At 45.4% G+C, this 16,775-nt stretch carries 17 protein-coding genes and 1 pseudogene; 5 read left to right on the forward strand and 13 right to left on the reverse strand.

The features are described from left to right. Both D1155_RS02815 and D1155_RS02820 read left to right on the forward strand, forming a co-directional pair. Positions 1-387: pseudogene (locus D1155_RS02815) on the forward strand (winged-helix domain-containing protein); the annotation flags it as partial. Between the two features lie 60 nt (positions 388-447). After that, complete coding sequence (locus tag D1155_RS02820; RefSeq protein ID WP_160200906.1) at positions 448-1,476, forward strand: serine hydrolase; 1,029 nt, start codon at positions 448-450, stop codon at positions 1,474-1,476. A 4-nt stretch (positions 1,477-1,480) separates the two neighbouring features. On the opposite strand, the gene D1155_RS02825 is transcribed toward D1155_RS02820, so the two are convergent. Continuing rightward, on the reverse strand, positions 1,481-1,894 hold the full coding sequence (locus D1155_RS02825) for an Rrf2 family transcriptional regulator (RefSeq protein WP_160200907.1): 414 nt from the start codon (positions 1,892-1,894) through the stop codon (positions 1,481-1,483). Between the two features lie 514 nt (positions 1,895-2,408). Between D1155_RS02825 and cysK the strand changes: the two genes are divergently transcribed. Next, positions 2,409-3,341, forward strand: a complete 933-nt coding sequence (gene cysK, locus D1155_RS02830) for a cysteine synthase A (protein ID WP_160200908.1) — start codon at positions 2,409-2,411, stop codon at positions 3,339-3,341. A 100-nt stretch (positions 3,342-3,441) separates the two neighbouring features. Here cysK and D1155_RS02835 read toward each other — a convergent pair whose 3' ends face one another. The 4 genes from D1155_RS02835 to D1155_RS02850 all read right to left on the reverse strand — a co-directional run bounded on the left by D1155_RS02835 (position 3,442) and on the right by D1155_RS02850 (position 7,389). Beyond that, a complete protein-coding gene (locus D1155_RS02835) occupies positions 3,442-4,713 on the reverse strand; it encodes a HAMP domain-containing sensor histidine kinase (RefSeq protein ID WP_243151002.1) in 1,272 nt (423 codons plus the stop codon). Beyond that, the gene (locus D1155_RS02840) at positions 4,685-5,392 is read right to left on the reverse strand and encodes a response regulator transcription factor (protein ID WP_160200909.1); all 708 of its coding nucleotides are present in this window, start codon (positions 5,390-5,392) and stop codon (positions 4,685-4,687) included. Before D1155_RS02840 ends, D1155_RS02835 begins: the two co-directional genes overlap by 29 nt. 82 nt (positions 5,393-5,474) lie before the next feature. Further along, on the reverse strand, positions 5,475-6,848 hold the full coding sequence (locus D1155_RS02845; RefSeq protein WP_160200910.1) for an MATE family efflux transporter: 1,374 nt from the start codon (positions 6,846-6,848) through the stop codon (positions 5,475-5,477). After that, a complete protein-coding gene (locus D1155_RS02850; RefSeq protein ID WP_160200911.1) occupies positions 6,838-7,389 on the reverse strand; it encodes a DUF2284 domain-containing protein in 552 nt (183 codons plus the stop codon). Before D1155_RS02850 ends, D1155_RS02845 begins: the two co-directional genes overlap by 11 nt. A 67-nt stretch (positions 7,390-7,456) precedes the next feature. On the opposite strand from D1155_RS02850, the gene D1155_RS02855 reads away from it, so the two are divergent. Further along, positions 7,457-8,866, forward strand: a complete 1,410-nt coding sequence (locus D1155_RS02855) for an amidohydrolase family protein (protein WP_160200912.1) — start codon at positions 7,457-7,459, stop codon at positions 8,864-8,866. A 69-nt stretch (positions 8,867-8,935) separates the two neighbouring features. After that, positions 8,936-9,361, forward strand: coding sequence for a DUF4430 domain-containing protein (locus D1155_RS02860; RefSeq protein WP_160200913.1), 426 nt, complete (start codon positions 8,936-8,938; stop codon positions 9,359-9,361). A 392-nt stretch (positions 9,362-9,753) separates the two neighbouring features. On the opposite strand, the gene D1155_RS02865 is transcribed toward D1155_RS02860, so the two are convergent. From D1155_RS02865 to D1155_RS02900, 8 genes are all read right to left on the reverse strand, one after another. Next, a complete protein-coding gene (locus D1155_RS02865; RefSeq protein ID WP_160200914.1) occupies positions 9,754-9,951 on the reverse strand; it encodes a hypothetical protein in 198 nt (65 codons plus the stop codon). A gap of 25 nt (positions 9,952-9,976) precedes the next feature. Then, positions 9,977-10,405, reverse strand: a complete 429-nt coding sequence (locus D1155_RS02870) for an Lrp/AsnC family transcriptional regulator (RefSeq protein WP_160200915.1) — start codon at positions 10,403-10,405, stop codon at positions 9,977-9,979. A gap of 114 nt (positions 10,406-10,519) precedes the next feature. Then, a complete protein-coding gene (locus tag D1155_RS02875) occupies positions 10,520-11,758 on the reverse strand; it encodes an aminotransferase class I/II-fold pyridoxal phosphate-dependent enzyme (RefSeq protein WP_160200916.1) in 1,239 nt (412 codons plus the stop codon). Positions 11,759-11,807: 49 nt separating this feature from the next. Continuing rightward, positions 11,808-13,211 carry an oxaloacetate decarboxylase subunit alpha gene (locus D1155_RS02880; protein ID WP_160200917.1) on the reverse strand — a complete coding sequence of 468 codons (1,404 nt, stop codon included), beginning with the start codon at positions 13,209-13,211 and terminating at the stop codon, positions 11,808-11,810. 12 nt (positions 13,212-13,223) lie between these two features. Beyond that, on the reverse strand, positions 13,224-14,348 hold the full coding sequence (locus D1155_RS02885) for a sodium ion-translocating decarboxylase subunit beta (RefSeq protein ID WP_160200918.1): 1,125 nt from the start codon (positions 14,346-14,348) through the stop codon (positions 13,224-13,226). 15 nt (positions 14,349-14,363) lie between these two features. Further along, positions 14,364-14,726, reverse strand: coding sequence for a biotin/lipoyl-containing protein (locus D1155_RS02890; RefSeq protein ID WP_160200919.1), 363 nt, complete (start codon positions 14,724-14,726; stop codon positions 14,364-14,366). A gap of 12 nt (positions 14,727-14,738) precedes the next feature. Further along, positions 14,739-15,074, reverse strand: coding sequence for an OadG family protein (locus D1155_RS02895; protein ID WP_160200920.1), 336 nt, complete (start codon positions 15,072-15,074; stop codon positions 14,739-14,741). A gap of 11 nt (positions 15,075-15,085) precedes the next feature. After that, positions 15,086-16,444 (reverse strand): carboxyl transferase domain-containing protein, encoded by a 1,359-nt coding sequence (locus D1155_RS02900; protein WP_160200921.1) that lies wholly within the window; start codon positions 16,442-16,444, stop codon positions 15,086-15,088. Between the last annotated feature and the right edge of the window lie 331 nt (positions 16,445-16,775).

A 16,775-nucleotide genomic window follows, 5' to 3' on the forward strand; every position in this document is an offset into this window, starting at 1 on the left:
CAGCTGCGTCAATTGACTGACTACAACTGGCCCGGTAATATCAGAGAACTTGAAAATATAGCGACCTATTATCAGACTCTTTCTACTTTACCTCCTCAGATTACAGAACAAAACAGCACGACCACTGTCCGACTTTCAAATGCCAGCCTCAATCTCGCTATTTTAAAGGAAATCCGAGACCACACGCAGCTCTCTCACGGCATTGGCAGAGTTGCACTGATTCAAAGTCTGAGCCAGCGAAACATAAAAATCAGCGATTTTAGATTGCGCAGCGAATTGGCTGCACTTCAGGAGAAGGGGTATATCGAAGTCGGAAAAGGTCGTCTTGGTACAAAAATTACCGAAACCGGTCTTGACTTTCTTGCTCATTCCAATGACGCCATGTAGCTTTGTCCACGTATAAATATTTAAATAGAAACCATTAAATTTACGAAAGGGAACTCAACTATGACCAACGTAGAAAAAAAACTTTACGCAGTCCTTTTGATTGCACTCTTTACTGCTTTTGCGCTCCTCTCAGGCAGCCAACACGCCTTTGCTAGCGAAATTACCAACGAAGACGTCATCAAAAATTCCAAAGCGGGCATTTTGTACGAAGCAACGACAGGAACTGTTGTCTGTGAGAAAAATGCAGATATGCAGCTCCCACCCGCCAGCATGACTAAAGTTATGACCGCCATTTTGGTTCTGGAACAAAACCCTAATCTCGAAGGCGAGCTTACAGTAAACAAAAACGCCGTCAGACACTACTACTGCAGTTACATGGAACCGCAGAGGCACCTCCTCGCCGGCGAAGTCATCTCTTACGAGGAGTGCATGAAATACCTGCTGATTCCATCAGGAAACGAAGCCGCTACCGCCTTCGCCTTCGAACTGTGCGATACTTTCTCCGAATTCGTCGACATGATGAACGCAAAAGCAAAAGAAATCGGCTGCAAAAATACCAATTTCAAAGATCCTGTCGGGCTATCTTCCAGCGATCATTACACCACGCCGCGCGACATGGTAAAAATCTGCGAATACGCAATGCAGTTTGATAAATTCCGCGAAATCGTCGCTATGGAAGACGGTGCAGTTCCTGCTTCCAACGTGAGAGAAAAAGGCTTTGACTACTACACTACCAACTACGTAAAGTATCCCGACGACCGTTACGAAAGCCCTTATTCTCAGTACGTAACAGGTATCAAAACTGGCTATACCCCTGCTGCCGGCTGGTGTCTGTCCAGCTGTATGGAAAAAGACGGTCTGGTGTGGTATACCGTTGTCATGGGTGGAGATGAACTGGATAACGGCGATGGACGAATCCTGCAGGGTGACTTCATTGACACAATTGCTCTTTACGAACAGACCGAAGGACTAACTGCCGATGATTTAAAAAAGCCCATCAGTCCGCTTCTCATCGGAGGTATCGCTGTTGCCGCAATCGCCATCATCATTTTAGTATTCTTCGCTATGAAGAAGAAAAAGACCAGCTAAACAGCTAGTCCTTAAAAAAACCTTCGACTAAATCTTGCAAAGTAATATGGAAGAAAAAATCATATACCATATCGTCAAAGCGCTGCCACATCGGCAGCGTTTTGCATTTGCTCCTTTGCGGGCAGCTTTCCGCTCCTTTCTGCAAACACGCTACAGTTGCCAGCGTTCCTTCCGCCAGTTCTAAAATCTCTCCAACGGTGTATTCCTGCGGTCTGCGGGTCAGCTTATAGCCGCCGCCCTTGCCGCGAGCACCGACAAGGAGTTTTTCCTTGACCAACACCTTTAAAATAATTTCAAGGTACTTTTTGGAAATTCCCTGCCGCATGGCAATTTCGTCCAGTGGTATAAATTTATCCGTATTCTGCTCTGCAAGGTCAATCATTACTCGCAGTGCATATCTGCCTTTCGTAGAAATCATAGTGCGCCTCCTTTTGGGTTAAACCTATTATACTACAAGTTTTTAGGTTTTTTCAAGGGAGCCAGTCTGTTTTCTACGGCAAATCCATAAAAAATTTCTAACAAATAGGTGACATAGAGAAACATTGACAAATCCTCGAATTTTTTGTATTTTTGTCAACAAGCACGAAGAAAACAGAGGGTTTTCCGGTCATTTTAAGGCACTAAATTGACAAAATTGACCGATATCTGTTATTTTGTCAATTTAGTCAACATTTCAGTCCCAAAACATTGCCAACATTGACAGAATTCTTGACTTTAGTCAATATTGTCAATGTTATACCAAAATATCGACCTTTCCAATCCAGGATAGCCTGCATTTATTGACAAAAACACGAAGATGAGCATAATTTGTCAATATCGACAGCTGTAAAAGATAACTCGAGCAGACGCCGGATTTTTCCTATTTACCTATTGACAAAATAGGTTTATGGTTGTATGATATTCCCATAAAACAAACAGAAAGGGGTTTTAACATGACAAAGATATACACTTCCGCCGACCAACTCATCGGCGGCACACCGCTTTTAGAGCTTAAGAATATTGAAAGTGCACTGAATTTAAAAGCGAAAGTCCTGGTAAAACTGGAGTATTTCAACCCTGCCGGTTCAGTCAAGGACCGCATTGCCAAAGCCATGATTGATGACGCTGAACGGTCCGGAAAACTGCATCCAAATTCAGTCATTATTGAACCTACCTCTGGCAATACCGGTATCGGGCTTGCAGCTGTTGCTGCCGCAAGAGGTTACCGCATTATCATTGTAATGCCAGAAACTATGTCCATTGAACGCAGGCAGCTCATGCAGGCTTATGGCGCAGAGCTGGTGCTGACAGAAGGCGCAAAAGGCATGAAAGGCGCTATTGCAAAAGCGAAAGAACTTGCAGAAACTATTCCAAATAGTTTCATTGCCGGTCAGTTCGTGAATCCTGCTAATCCAAAGATTCATCATGAAACTACCGGACCCGAAATTTTTGAAGACACCGATGGACAGGTTGATATCTTCGTAGCAGGAGTCGGCACCGGCGGCACCATTACCGGAGCCGGTCAATATTTGAAAGAGCAGAATCCCGCCATCAATGTGGTCGCTGTTGAACCTGCTTCTTCTGCAGTTTTATCCACCGGCGCTGCCGGCTCCCATAAAATTCAAGGAATCGGCGCCGGCTTTGTTCCGGAGGTACTGGACACCCAAGTCTATGATGAAATCATTACCGTATCAGACGATAACGCCTTTCACGCAGGTCGCCTTATCGCAAGCAGAGAAGGAATCCTGGTTGGCATTTCCTCCGGTGCTGCCCTTCATGCTGCTGTAACCCTTGCAAAACGTCCGGAAAACGAGGGAAAGACTATCGTCGCCATTCTTCCAGATACGGGCGACAGGTATCTGTCCACGCCTCTCTTTGCAAAATAATCATGTTAAAGTGCGCAATGTGCATCATTGATTCAAAAAATTCAAATGCACCATTAGCTCATTTTCGCTTAAAATGGTGCATTTTTATCTCGTTTTTTCACTATTCCTCTTCAACAGGAAAGCTCAAAGTCGCTTTGAACTGGTCACAGTCGATGTTAATGTCAAAAGCCCCTCCAAGCGCACCTGCATAGGTGCTGACAATAGCAAGTCCCAGTCCGTTCCCCTCGCTGGAACGAGCTTTATCACCGCGGGCAAACCGCTCCACAATATCCTCCGCATTGAAGTCCATAAAGTAGCCCGCAGTATTGGTAATTTCCAGACAAAGTCTTCTCTCTGTAGCCCTGTCTGCAAAATAGGTTCGTACAAAAACTCTCGTTCCTTTTGCGGAATATTTCAGTGCATTCTCAATCAAATTTTGGCAGATACGGTACATGTGCAAATTGTCCGTCGTCAGGTGTGTGTCTTCCTCAGTCATGGAAGTAACAAAGTACAGCCCGCTCTCCTGAATTTGACTGTCCATATCAGCAAAAATCTGCTTAATTAGCATGTTGATTTCCACCGGCTCTAGGTTAATCTGGATATTGCCACTGCTGGCTTTCGCCAAAGAGAAGAGACTTTCTATCATTTCCTTCAGCTTTTGCGCTTTGTCAGAAATTACGTCCACGTAATCCCTCGCCACATCATCCAGTTCTTCTTTTTTCAAAAGTTCCAAATATCCCACCATAGAAGTCAGCGGCGTTTTTAAATCGTGAGATACATTGGAGATCAGATCTACCTTCAGCTGCTCGCTCTTCGCCTCTTTTTCCAGACTCTTACGCTCCAGTTCGATGGCCTCCAAAAGCCTTGCCTTGTTGATATCAGTTACCTTTTCCATCATCATATCAAGGCGCCCTCGCATAAATTTTTCCACGTGAACCTTACACAGCATATAGAGCAAAATGACCGTCCCAATCAGATAGTAGCTAGTCGCCAGATTCGCGTAATAATAATAGTAATACGATGTCATCTGCTGAAAGCGATAAAACAGCAGCGCAACTATAAGGAGTACAACAAATATGGTCAGAAGAATTTTTTGCTGCTGCCTTTGCTTCTGTTTCCATTCCTGATAAAAGTCACCGTTTTGCGGAATCCAGCTCCGATAAATGCGCGAAAGCGCCTCAGGAATTAACAGCGCCATCGCACCTGCCATGGGAAAATACCCCACAATTCCAATTGTCCAAACCTCCTTAGTTGTCAGACGCCCCAGATAGTGCAGTATGAGCACTGCCGTGAAGATACCGATAATTGCCAGGACGATTCCAAAAAAAAGCTTACGATTTTCTTTCAATACCCCCTTTACTTTTTTAATTGAACTTTTCCATTTTGTATCCAATTCCCCACACCACCTTTATGTATCTTGGATTTTTCGTATCAATTTCAATTTTTTCCCGGATATGTCTGATGTGTACCATGACGGTGTTTTCCACAGCAAAGGTCGCCTCTTCACCCCAAACGTTTTCATAGATTTGTTCGGCAGGAAAAACTCTTCCGGCGTTTTCCATCAGCAGTTTGAGGATTTTGTACTCCGTCGCCGTCAGCTTAACCTCCTCGCCCTCCACGATGACGTTCTTCTGGCGTCTGTCCAAAACCAGCCCGCCGTTGACAACTTTATCCTCGTCAGATTTAGGACTGCCGCCGCCCCACATGTGGTAACGGCGTAGCTGTGCCTTTACACGGGCAATGAGTTCTGCCGCATTATACGGCTTGCTGATATAATCATCTGCTCCCAGAATCAAGCCGGACACCTTATCGCTTTCTTCCGTCTTCGCTGACAAAATGATACAGGGAATCTTATGATTCTCCCTGATTTTCATCAGCGCAGAAAGTCCGTTCAGCCGCGGCATCATGACATCCAGCAGAATCAGATCCACCGGATTTTTTTCAAGGACCTCTAGCGCTTCCATTCCATCATAGGCTGTAAGAATGAAATATCCCTCCAATTTCAAAAGCTTCCCCAGAGAGTCAACAATTTCCCTGTTATCATCTACAATTAAAATGGTCTCTGCATCCATGTCAGTTTAACCTCCTCCATATCCTGTCATTACTTTACAAAATTCCCTTTATAAAAAACATAATGAAATTCTTAAAAAAACCTTAATTCTCCGGATCATCTCGCAGCATACGGCGCATTTCCCGCAAAAATAATGTAACTGTCGCCGCTACGGCGATTGCATCCGCCACCGGTTCTGCCAAAAATACGGCAAAAACTTTGTCCATAAAGAATACCGGCAGCAGGAAAATCAGCGGAATCAATACGATAATCTTTCTAAAAATCGCCAAAAATGCACTAATTTTCGCATTGCCAAAAGCAATAAACGACTGCTGGCAGGAAATCTGCAATCCCATTAAAAGAGAGGTCGCCATATAAATGCGCAGCGCCCATGTTGTAAATTCTACCAGCTGCGGATCATCGGTGAATATTCCCGCAAAGACAGAAGGCACCAGTTCCGCCAAAAGCCAAATTATTGCCGCATATACAAAGCAGCTGACCGTCTGCAGTTTAACCGCCTGCTTCAGTCTGGTCATATTTTTTGCGCCAAAGCTGTAACTGATAATCGGCTGGCCGCCCTGCGTCAACCCCTGCATAGGCAGCATAGAAAACTGCATAACGCTGGATAGAATCGTCATAGAGCCAACGGCTATATCGCCTCCATATTTCAGCAGCGACGTATTGAAACACAAGGTCAGAAGGCTTTCTGTAGACATCATCACAAAAGGCGCAATGCCAAGTGCGACACACGGCAGCAAAATTGATTTTTCCGGCTTCAAATATTCTCTCTTTAGACGCAGCACCGTCTTTCTCCCCCGCAAAAATCGATATGCCCACAGGGCGCTGATAGCCTGGGATATTACCGTTGCAGTTGCTGCGCCCCGCACGCCCATATGCAGTCCGAAGATGAAAATCGGATCCAATACAATATTCGTTACAGCGCCGATGACAACGGTCATCATGCTAATCTTCGCAAAGCCCTGTGCCGAAATAAAGGCATTAAGGCCTAACGTCGCCTGTACAAAGATTGTGCCCATGGCATAAATAGTCATGTACTGCTGGGCGTAGTCTATGGTGTTCTCACTAGCACCAAAAAGAAACAAAAGCGGCTCTTTAAACACCAGCACCACTGCGGTCAGCCCCGCCGCAGTCATCAAAAGGGCAGAAAAGCAGTTTCCCAAAATTTTCTCCGCTGTGGTATTATCCTGTTTTCCCATAAAAATGCTGGCGCGGGGCGCACCGCCCATGCCCATCAAATAGGCAAAAGCCGATATAATCATGATAATCGGAAAACAAATCCCCACACCTGTCAGCGCTGCAGCGCCCTCACCCGGAATATGCCCGATATACATTCTGTCCACCATGTTATAAAGTGCATTAACTACCTGAGATGTAATGGCAGGAACAGCCAGCACAAACAGCAGACGCCCTACAGACGTCTGCCCTAAATCCACTTCATTAGCCTGTTTAAGCCTCATTACCGTTATACTCCCCTTTGCAAAGCAGACCTCCGACCAGCACGAAGTAGTCTGGCACTTTCCCCTCTTCAATCCACTGCAGATTGATTCCCAGCAGCTTGCTTGCAGTCAGTCCTACATTGCCGCCAAGGGATTCCACTGAATAGCGCATTTTTTCCGGAAAGCGACATGGCTGTCCAAGGGGTTTGCTGCAGTTATCCTCACCGCAAATATGACAGCTTCCTGCACTTAGGGATCTGCTGCCCGGCTGCCTTTCTTCTGCTGCGAAAAGTTCTGCTGTTAACGCCTTCTTCACCCCAGTCATCAGATTCTCCCAGTCATCTTTTTCCTCCTCTGCAAGAATCATTTTCTTTCCAACGACATGCAAGGTGTCAAATTGTTTCCAGTAGTCTTCTACCGGGTCAAAGTCATAGGATGGGCAGGACCATTTTCTGTCATAATTTCCGCAGACTTTACAGCATTCTAAAAATTCCTCCACATTGACGTATTCTTCGATATAAGTCGGTACGTCAATTGTCTTTTCAAATGTTTCAATTTTCATAGTTCCAGTTTACCATAAAATGTTTTTGTGGTAAACTGGTTATATACCATTCTTCTGGAGGTTGCACATGGCATTTGGATTATTTAAGAAAAAACATACCGCAGATATTATCTATATGAACGGACACGTCTATACCCAAGACCCCGCGTTTCCGTGGGCTACTGCAGTGGCCTGCAAAGATGGCAAGGTTATCGCCATTGGCGATTTTGAGGGAATGGACGAAATCGTATCTTCTGATACGCAGGTCATCGACCTGAAGGAGCAGTACATGTTCCCAGGGTTTATAGAGGTTCATAATACAGATATTCTCAAGGCTTTTGAGGATATGTATCTGGAAATTGATCCGGTTTGGGATCTGGATACCGTTTTAGAGGAAGTCGCCGCTTATGCTGAAAATACGGATCGCGATATCATCTTTGCATACGGCTACAATGAAAATATTCTGGCAGACTACGAGGAAGCGGAGGACGTGCAGGGACTTTTGGACGAGATTACGCAGGACAAGCCGGTGCTGCTTCTTGGAACCAGTGGTGTGCACTGCTGGTTCAACTCTCTGGCAATGGATATGGTCAGCGAATCTGCGGAGGAAGACGGCATGCAGTACATTTCTGCAGACTATGTGCTAAGCGTGCTGAGTCCTCTCGATTTTGAAGAGGTGGAGGCTGCGGTGATTGCGTCCTCTGGCGCACTCTGCGACAGAGGCATTACTTCAATCTTTCCGCTCAATACCCCAGACTATTTCCAGCACCTTTATCGGGACTGTCTGGTTGCCCTCATCGGTGAGAGTATACCTGTCAAACAGCGGCTGTTTTCCAGTCTCTACATCAACCGCCCTATTGCACCGGAACTGATTTTACACAAGCTGACCGCCGGAAAAACCGCATGCATTGAGCTGGACAACCTGATTACCTATGACTTCCTGAAGCTGGAAGTCTGCGACGACGAAAATCTCGCCTTTTTCTCAGAGGATGCACTGAAGACCATCTGTCAGGCAGCTTGCGACAAAGGCTACAATATTCATCTGGACGCGCTGGATCAGACTTCTATAGAAAAAGCCCGTGCCGCCTTTGTTTTCCTGCGCTCAAAGGGCTGCAAGCATAACACCCTGGTGCTGGCGGCGGACAATGCGGTTTCTAATTCTGAAGTAAATTCTGCAGAGGAAGGATTCCTGACTACCTGGTCTACGGACTGCCTGAATCAGTCTGTTTATTCCCATGTAGGAAGTGTTTCTGAAGCAGTCGACATGCTGACTGTCGGCGCTGCCGAGCTTTTGGGCTGCGGCAAAGAGTACGGCAGTATTGAGCAAGGAAAACGTGCTGACTTCACTGTCTTTTCAGAAAATCCATTTGAAAAAAGTGTGCAGTACTTTTCTTCCATGCATGCTTCTATGACAATTGTCGACAGCCAAGTGGTCTACGATCTGGAAACTGCCTGCGATAACGAAATGTATGACCTTCTAGTCACAATGCGCTTATAAATTTAGGAGTTTTGTGGTAGAATATAGATAATAACACTAAATCCATAGGGCAATCCCAAAGGAGACTTCATGAACAAGAGTAAATTTATCTGTTTGACCCTGTGTCTGACTTTGTTTGCTGCTGTCTTATGCACAACCAGCTGCGAAAATAAAGGCGACACTGCAGAAATTATCCATCCGATTACAATCACCATCAGCATTGACTATCCAAAAAAATCGGAACTCCCTGACATCGAAACCACTGCTTTTAAAATCGAAGAAAATTCCTCTGTGTTGGAGGCAATTCAGATTTACTGCAACGTCAACGACATGTCAGTTAATGTAGAAACTACCGATGGAACAATCGTAGGCATTAATGACCTAAACAATGGGGATTTTCATCCGAACAGAATCTGGCAGTACAAAGTCAACGGACAGCTGTGCGCCGATTCTGCCGGCGACTATGTCCTGCAGGACGGCGATGTGCTGGAATGGGTTTATAAGAAAATAGATTGATGTAGATTAATGCAAATTAATAGCCGGAGCTAAATGCTCCGGCCGTTTCTTTCCTTTCACTCAGTCTCCACGTCTCTCCTACACTGCAAGACTGTAGAATCTGTCTCTATGCATATTTTGAAGAATTATGTCGATAATATGCACAACCGTATGCATATTTTTAAAGAAAATGCCTTTAATATGCATATTTGTCTTATAAAAACCGAAAAAGCTGCCGAAAGAACAGTAAAATTTTCATCCAGCAGCTTATTTGTACATATTTTGAGGATTTTTTCAAAAAATATGTAGAGTATCGTGCATATTTCGGAGATTTTTCTCGAAAATATGCAATTTGTAATTCTTTACTTTATATTGCACAAAGGCTGTTTTATCAGCGCTATTGTAACCTGCTCTCAGTCTCTCAAACACCCAACAGGTACCACATATACACCGTCTTTTCTCTGATATGCAAACTCCCCCCTCGTAAGAACCATCAAAAAAGTTGGTTCTTCAAGTTTACTTCCTTTTCCACTCTGGTTATATCTCTGAACCAGCGCCTTTAACTCCAAGAGATGTGCCGCTAAAATTCTTGTAAGATATTGATTTTTCATGCTTTCGCCTCAATTCAAGTCTGCTCTAATGTCTCTCCAAGGCGGTGGAAAATACCACCTGGGTTTCGGTCTTCCCGAAAACCTGCAGTTTGCCAAGGAACTCGTCCAAAAGGCTGGTGGAGGAAAACACTACCTTCAAAATCATAGAATAGGGACCTGTGATGTGGTTGCATTCCAACACGCTCTTTTCTGACTTGACAAAATCATAGAATTTCGGGCAGTCCTCCGGCTCCACAGTAATCATGATAAACGCCTTGATTCCGTAGCCCAGTTTCTCCAAATCCAAATTGGCGTGATATCCTTTAATATATCCGTCCTTTTCCAATTTATCAATTCGGGCAGAAACCGCCGGCGTTGTCAGATATACCAGAGCTGACAGTTCCTTCATCGGCGTGCGTGCATTTTTTCTAAGCTGATTTAAAATCTTGATATCGATATCGTCTAAGTTTCTCATAAAACCCTGCCTTCGTCAAATTTCAATACTAACTATACCACAACTCCACAAAAAACAGAACCCAAAAGTTAAAAAACTTTTTAGGTTCTGCTTTTTGATTATTAGGAACTATTATTATGCTTTGGTGATTGCTTCTTTAATTTTTGCAGGCATTACTCTGCATTCGTCTTCTGTGTTGGAAGCCACGGAAACACGAATTCCTCTGCCCATTGGAATACAGAAAATATCCATTTCCTGCAGCAGTTCTCCTGCTGCCTCCGGTTTCTCACAAGGAATTGTGATGAAAAATCCACTGTCATACGGGCAGGCAGTCAGACCTGCTTTTTCTGCCTCTTCCATAAAAATGGCGCCGCGTCTTCTGAGAATCTGCAGATAATGTTCTCTTTCTTCAGTCACCTTCGCCATCAACGCTGGGTCTTCCACGATATTTGCCAGCACCTTCATAGCAGCTCTGTTGCCGTTAGACCAGGATGCTCTGCATTCCACGCTCATCACATCCACAAATTCCTTTGCAACTTCAGCAGTCTGCGCCATGCAAAGGAGCGCGCCGCAGCGCATGCCGTACATTGTATAGCCTTTGGAAGCACTGAATGCAATCAGCGGCAGAATGTGCGCAGGAAGACCTGCCAGTTTCTTTAAGAAAAATCTATATTCTACTGCGTCACCGGAGAAATCCAGATATGCGATATCAACAAGGAGTGCAATCTTCTTACCTTTACCTTCATACGTATCAAGCACAGCCAGCACCTGATTCCAGTCTTCCTCCGTGAAAGTATAGCCAGTTGGGTTGTGCGCTGGTGTATTGATGATAATCAGCGTTTCATCCTGCTCTGCTAAAATAGCGGCAAGTTCTGTCTCAAAAGACTTGCTGTCAAATTTCAGTTTTTCATTGAAAAGACGATAAGTAGAAACGCTGCGGCCGATTTCTGATGCTATCAGATTATATGGATTCCAGTGCCAATCACTGACCAAAATTTTATCTCCGAAAGCTGTATATGCGGAAATGGCATTTCTGATGGAACCGGTACCGCCCGGCGTATAACAGCTTTCTACGAATACCCCCTCCGGCATATCGTCTAGGAAAACAGCCTTTTTTACTGCTTCTCTATATTCAGGCAATCCCAGAATCGGTGCGTAAGCTGCATAGTCTTCCGGCTGCAGACTGCGGATACATTCCATAACCGACTCCAGCACAACCAACTTTCCTTCATCGTTAAGCAGTACACCGATGGTGGAATCGATTACGTTCTCTTTTCCTTTTTCTGCAATTCTTGCTTTTGCTTTGGAAGAAACTCCGAAAAGCTTATCTGGCGCTCCGATGGTTTTTCTTCCGTTTTGCTGTGCCATAATCATTTCGCACATACCTCCTAAAAATTTCTATCTTTATTATTTGCTTTCTATGTTATACCGGATAGGCTCTGTTTGTCAAATCATATTTATCCGGATCGATTTTATGCGCCTTTGCGTCTCTGTATTTGAAGTACTCCGTTGCCACCTTCGGAAACAGTGCGTAAGACAGTACATCTTCGTCCTGCGTTTTAAACACGGAAATTTCTTTTTCCAAAGTTTCCAGCTCTGGTTCCAGCAGATCCGCCGGACGGCAGGTAATCGGCTCAGCATCACCAATAGCCTTTTTCTGCACTTCCGGATTAAACGGCTTTACAGTCTTACCATATTCACCACGTAGGATTGCCTTCGTTTCCTGAGACATGATTTTATAGCGCTCGCCGGTCAGCACGTTGAGCACCGCCTGGGTACCCACAATCTGTGAGGACGGCGTTACCAGCGGCGGTTCGCCGAGATCGGCACGCACCCTTGGAATTTCTTCCAGCACTTCATAAAATCTATCTTCTGCCCCCTGTTCCTTCAGCTGAGAAACCAGATTGGACAGCATGCCGCCCGGCACCTGATAAAGCAGCGTCTTTACATCAACTGTCAGCATTTTCGGATCAAGCAGTCCGCTGGCAATGGAACTGTCACGAAGAGGTCTGAAATAGTCTGCAATCTCTGCCAAAAGATTTTGATCAAGTCCTGTGTCGTAAGGTGTTCCTGCAAAAGTTGCCACCATAACCTCGGTTGCCGGCTGACTGGTTCCCATAGAGAATGGGGAAATTGCTGTATCAATCACATCGCAGCCAGCTTCTACACCTTTTACATAAGTAATCGGTGCAACGCCGCTAGTGCAGTGACTGTGCAGAGAGATGGGAACTTTCACCTGGGTTTTCAGTTCTCTTACCAGGCGGTCAGCCATATCCGGGGTTAAAATGCCTGCCATATCCTTGATGCAGATAGAATCTGCACCCAGGCTTTCCATATCTGAGGCGAGTTTTTTCCAATAATCTAGTGTGTACGCACTGCCAGTAGTGTAAGACATTGCAAGCTGCACATTGCCGCCTTCTTTTTTTGCGGCACGCACAGCTGTCTCCACATTGCGCAAGTCGTTAAATGCGTCAAAAATTCGCAAAATATCAATGCCGTTTGCAATGGATTTCTGTACAAAGTATTCCACTACATCATCAGCATAATGTCTATATCCGAGGATATTCTGTCCGCGAAACAGCATCTGCAGTTTACTGTTTTTAAGTCTGCGACGCAGCGTTCTAAGGCGCTGCCACGGATCTTCGTTTAAGAACCGAAGAGAAGCATCGTAAGTCGCACCACCCCAGCATTCAATAGAGTGATATCCAACCTGATCCATCTTTTCCAGAATTGGAATCATATCCTCTGTTTTCATTCTTGTTGCTATGAGAGACTGATGTGCGTCTCTCAAAACGGTCTCGGTTATTTTTAACTTTTTATTATTCATGTTATTACTCCTTTATACGCCGAAGATTGCCATAAATACGCCTGCAGCAACAGCAGTGCCGATTACGCCTGCCACGTTAGGCCCCATAGCGTGCATCAGCAGGAAGTTGGTCGGATCTTCCTCTGCGCCGACTTTCTGGGATACGCGGGCTGCCATCGGCACAGCGGAAACTCCTGCGGAGCCGATGAGCGGGTTGATTTTACCGCCGGAAATCTTACACATCAGTTTTCCAAAGAGTACGCCAGCTGCTGTACCAAAGCAGAAGGCTGCAAGCCCTATGCCCACGATTTTCAGCGTGCTCCAGTTGAGGAAAGCCTCTGCGCTGGTGGTTGCTCCCACGGAAGTTCCAAGCAATATAACGACGATATACATCAGTGCATTGGACGCTGTGTCAGTCAGCTGTCTTACAACGCCGCTTTCTCTAAAGAGATTTCCCAGCATCAGCATACCTACGAGCGGCGTAGTGGACGGCAGAAGGCCGCACACTACGATGGTAACCACAATAGGAAAAAGAATTTTCTCTCTTTTGGAGACCGGACGAAGCTGTTCCATTTTAATGGAACGCTCTTCCTTTGTGGTCAAAGCTCGCATAATAGGAGGCTGGATGATTGGAACCAGTGACATATAGGAATATGCTGCTACGGCAATAGGCCCCATGATGTCAGTCTGGTGCAGTTTCATCGCTAAAAATATAGAAGTCGGGCCGTCGGCTCCGCCAATAATAGCGATTGCCGCTGCCGCCATATCGTTGAATCCGATAAGCATGGCGAGCATGTATGCGCCAAAGATTCCAAATTGTGCCGCCGCACCAAGCAGAAAACTCTTTGGGTTTGCAATCAGCGGCCCGAAGTCTGTCATTGCGCCAACGCCCAGGAAAATGAGTGATGGCAAAATCGTCCACTCATCTAGCAGATAAAAGTAGTGGAGCAGTCCTCCCTCTTCCATGATGGGAGGATAAATATTGACAAGCAGCATGCCGAAGGAAATCGGCAGCAGCAGAAGCGGTTCGTACTGCTTGGCAATCGCTAAGTATAAGAATCCACATGCAACCGCAAGCATTAGCAGATTGCCTATGGTCAAATCGAAAAAGGCAGTCTGATGGATTAAATTTCCTAAAGTTGTGATAATATATTCCATGTTTTTCCCCTAAGTTTATGCAATGGTTGCTACACTCTGTCCGGATTCTACGCTGTCTCCCTCTGCAGCGGTAATGGAGGTGAGCTGACCGTCTTTTGGCGCTACTACTGGAATTTCCATCTTCATCGCTTCCAGAATCAGAATAGTATCACCTTTTTTCAGGTTATCGCCCACTTTTGCAGAGATTTTCCATACCTTTCCTGCAGTTCCTGTAGTAACAGCTTCACCCTCACCTTCGGCAGCGGCTGTCTGCACAGGCGCAGCAGGTGCAGGCGCAGCAGCAGACGCTGCTGGCTGCGCGGCAGGTGCTCCCGCCCCCTTTTTCTCTACTTCTACCTCGTATGTCACTCCATTGACTTTAATGATATATGTTTCCATAGTTTTCCTCTCTTACTTTCCTCTTCTCTTTATAGATCGAACAATATATGCGCCATCGGCTTCATTCTCAAAAGATGCTCCGCCATTTTCTGCGGCTTTTGCTGCTGCAATAGCCGCCGTAATGACTGCAATTAAAGCGCCGTCATCTTTGCCGTCTGCAGCAGTTGCAGGACTGCTTGCTGCATCCGTCTTTGCCGCCTCTTCTTTCTGTTTCTTAGAGGCACCCGGCTGCGGTATGAACTTGAACAGGGAAATAATGCAGCTGATTAAAACCAGCATGACGAATACGGTGCCCATACCAAGCAGCGTATTCATTCCCGCTTTCGATAATATTTCTGTAATTGTCATTGACTGCCTCCCTAATACAAATTAGCAAAGGTCTCAAAAGCGCCAACCAGATATTTTCTGCTGTCCGCCGGGTCAATTACTTTATCGACATAATCATGTCTTGCCAGTGCTCTTGCCCCGCTATGGCTCTTCTCATAGTCAGCAATGCGCTGCTCTATCATCGTGGAATCTGCCTGTGGGTAAAGAATTTCAACGGCCTGTTTTGCATTAATCAGGTTTACTTTTGCGCCGTCCCACATAAATACATAGTCAGCACCCAGTCCTTTACTGTTCATGATACTGTAAGCGCTTCCGTAAATTTCTCCTGTAATCAGATTTACTTTCGGCGCCTTCGCCTTCGTCAGAGCCCTAATCATTCGACCGGCTGCCTTCGGCAGATAGATTTCCTGTTCCTCCGATGTGTCGAAGCCTTCTGTATCGGTTAGGGTCAAAATCGGGAAGGAGAATTTATCGCACAGTTCTATAAAAGTTGCCGCCTTATCAAAGCCTTCAGCACTGATTCTTCTCATACCTGACTTGGATTTCTGGTTTGCAATCGCACCGATTACTATACCGTCCAGCATGATAAATCCGGTTACCATATCCTCGCCGCAGTCTCTTCTGGTTTCAAAGAAAAAGCCGTTATCGGATATCTCCTTCAAAATCGCTCTGCCGTCACCACTCAGCCCAGCCAGATTCGGACAAAGTCTGTTCAAATCGTCGTTGCAAGGCTTCTGCCGCGGCTTTCTTTCTGTATTCGCCGGAATCAGCGTGTGTACCAGCGTCCGAATGGAGTCCTTTATTTCATCAAAGCTCATACTTGCGTCAGTGAAGTCCGCCTGGTCTACAATTTCGTCAAAACTACGGTCGATGGAACTTGCCGAATTTACGAAAAGCTGTCCGTGTTCTTTTTCAACAAAGACGAAGTCCGCCATGTTTGCTGCGATGGACATGCCGCCGCCACACATACCGACTACCGCCATAATCTGAGGAATCAAATCTGAAGCCTGCGCCTGCAAAGCATAAAGTCTCGCAAATTTGTCCAGACTGTCAAGACCTTCTTCAATACGGAACCCATGACAGTCCAAAAGCCCGATAATCGGTGCTTTTGCTTTCATAGCAAGCTGATAGAGCCTGTTGATTTTCTGTCCGTGCATTTCACCATAAGTGCCGCCCAGCACTTCCACATCCTGACTGAATATATAAACCAGCTGTCCGTCGATGGTGCCGTATCCTGTGATAACACCATCAGATGGTTTGTCCTGCGTATCCGGCGTATAAAAATCGGTCAGTCTTGCAGTAACCGCCTCTCCGATTTCCATAAAGCTGCCCGGATCCAAAATCTGACAAATCATTTTCTGTGCACCGGTAAATTCTTTTTTATTGCTCACGATTTTATTTCCCCATCTTTCTTTTGGAATTTTTTCTTTATTCTATATAGCAGGCACCCCAATTGCAATACTTCAAAAAAAGTACTTGATTTTTTAAGAATGCCGCTACTTTCAGTTAATTTTTTTAATTTTTCCAGAAGAATAATTTAAAATCCATATTCACCTCTCCATAGCTATGGTATAATGAACGCATGTAATTGAATCGGCGTTGCCGCAATGTCGCGTTCATTGAATCACGCCTTCCGATTCTACTTTCAGCGGTATCGGCATGGTATAATGAACGCATGTAATTGAATCGGCGTCGCCGCAATCAAAATGCAAAAGGAGTTAC

Source organism: Anaerotruncus sp. 80 (genome assembly GCF_009936115.1).
Taxonomy (GTDB): Bacteria; Bacillota; Clostridia; order Peptostreptococcales; family Anaerovoracaceae; genus Senimuribacter; species Senimuribacter intestinalis.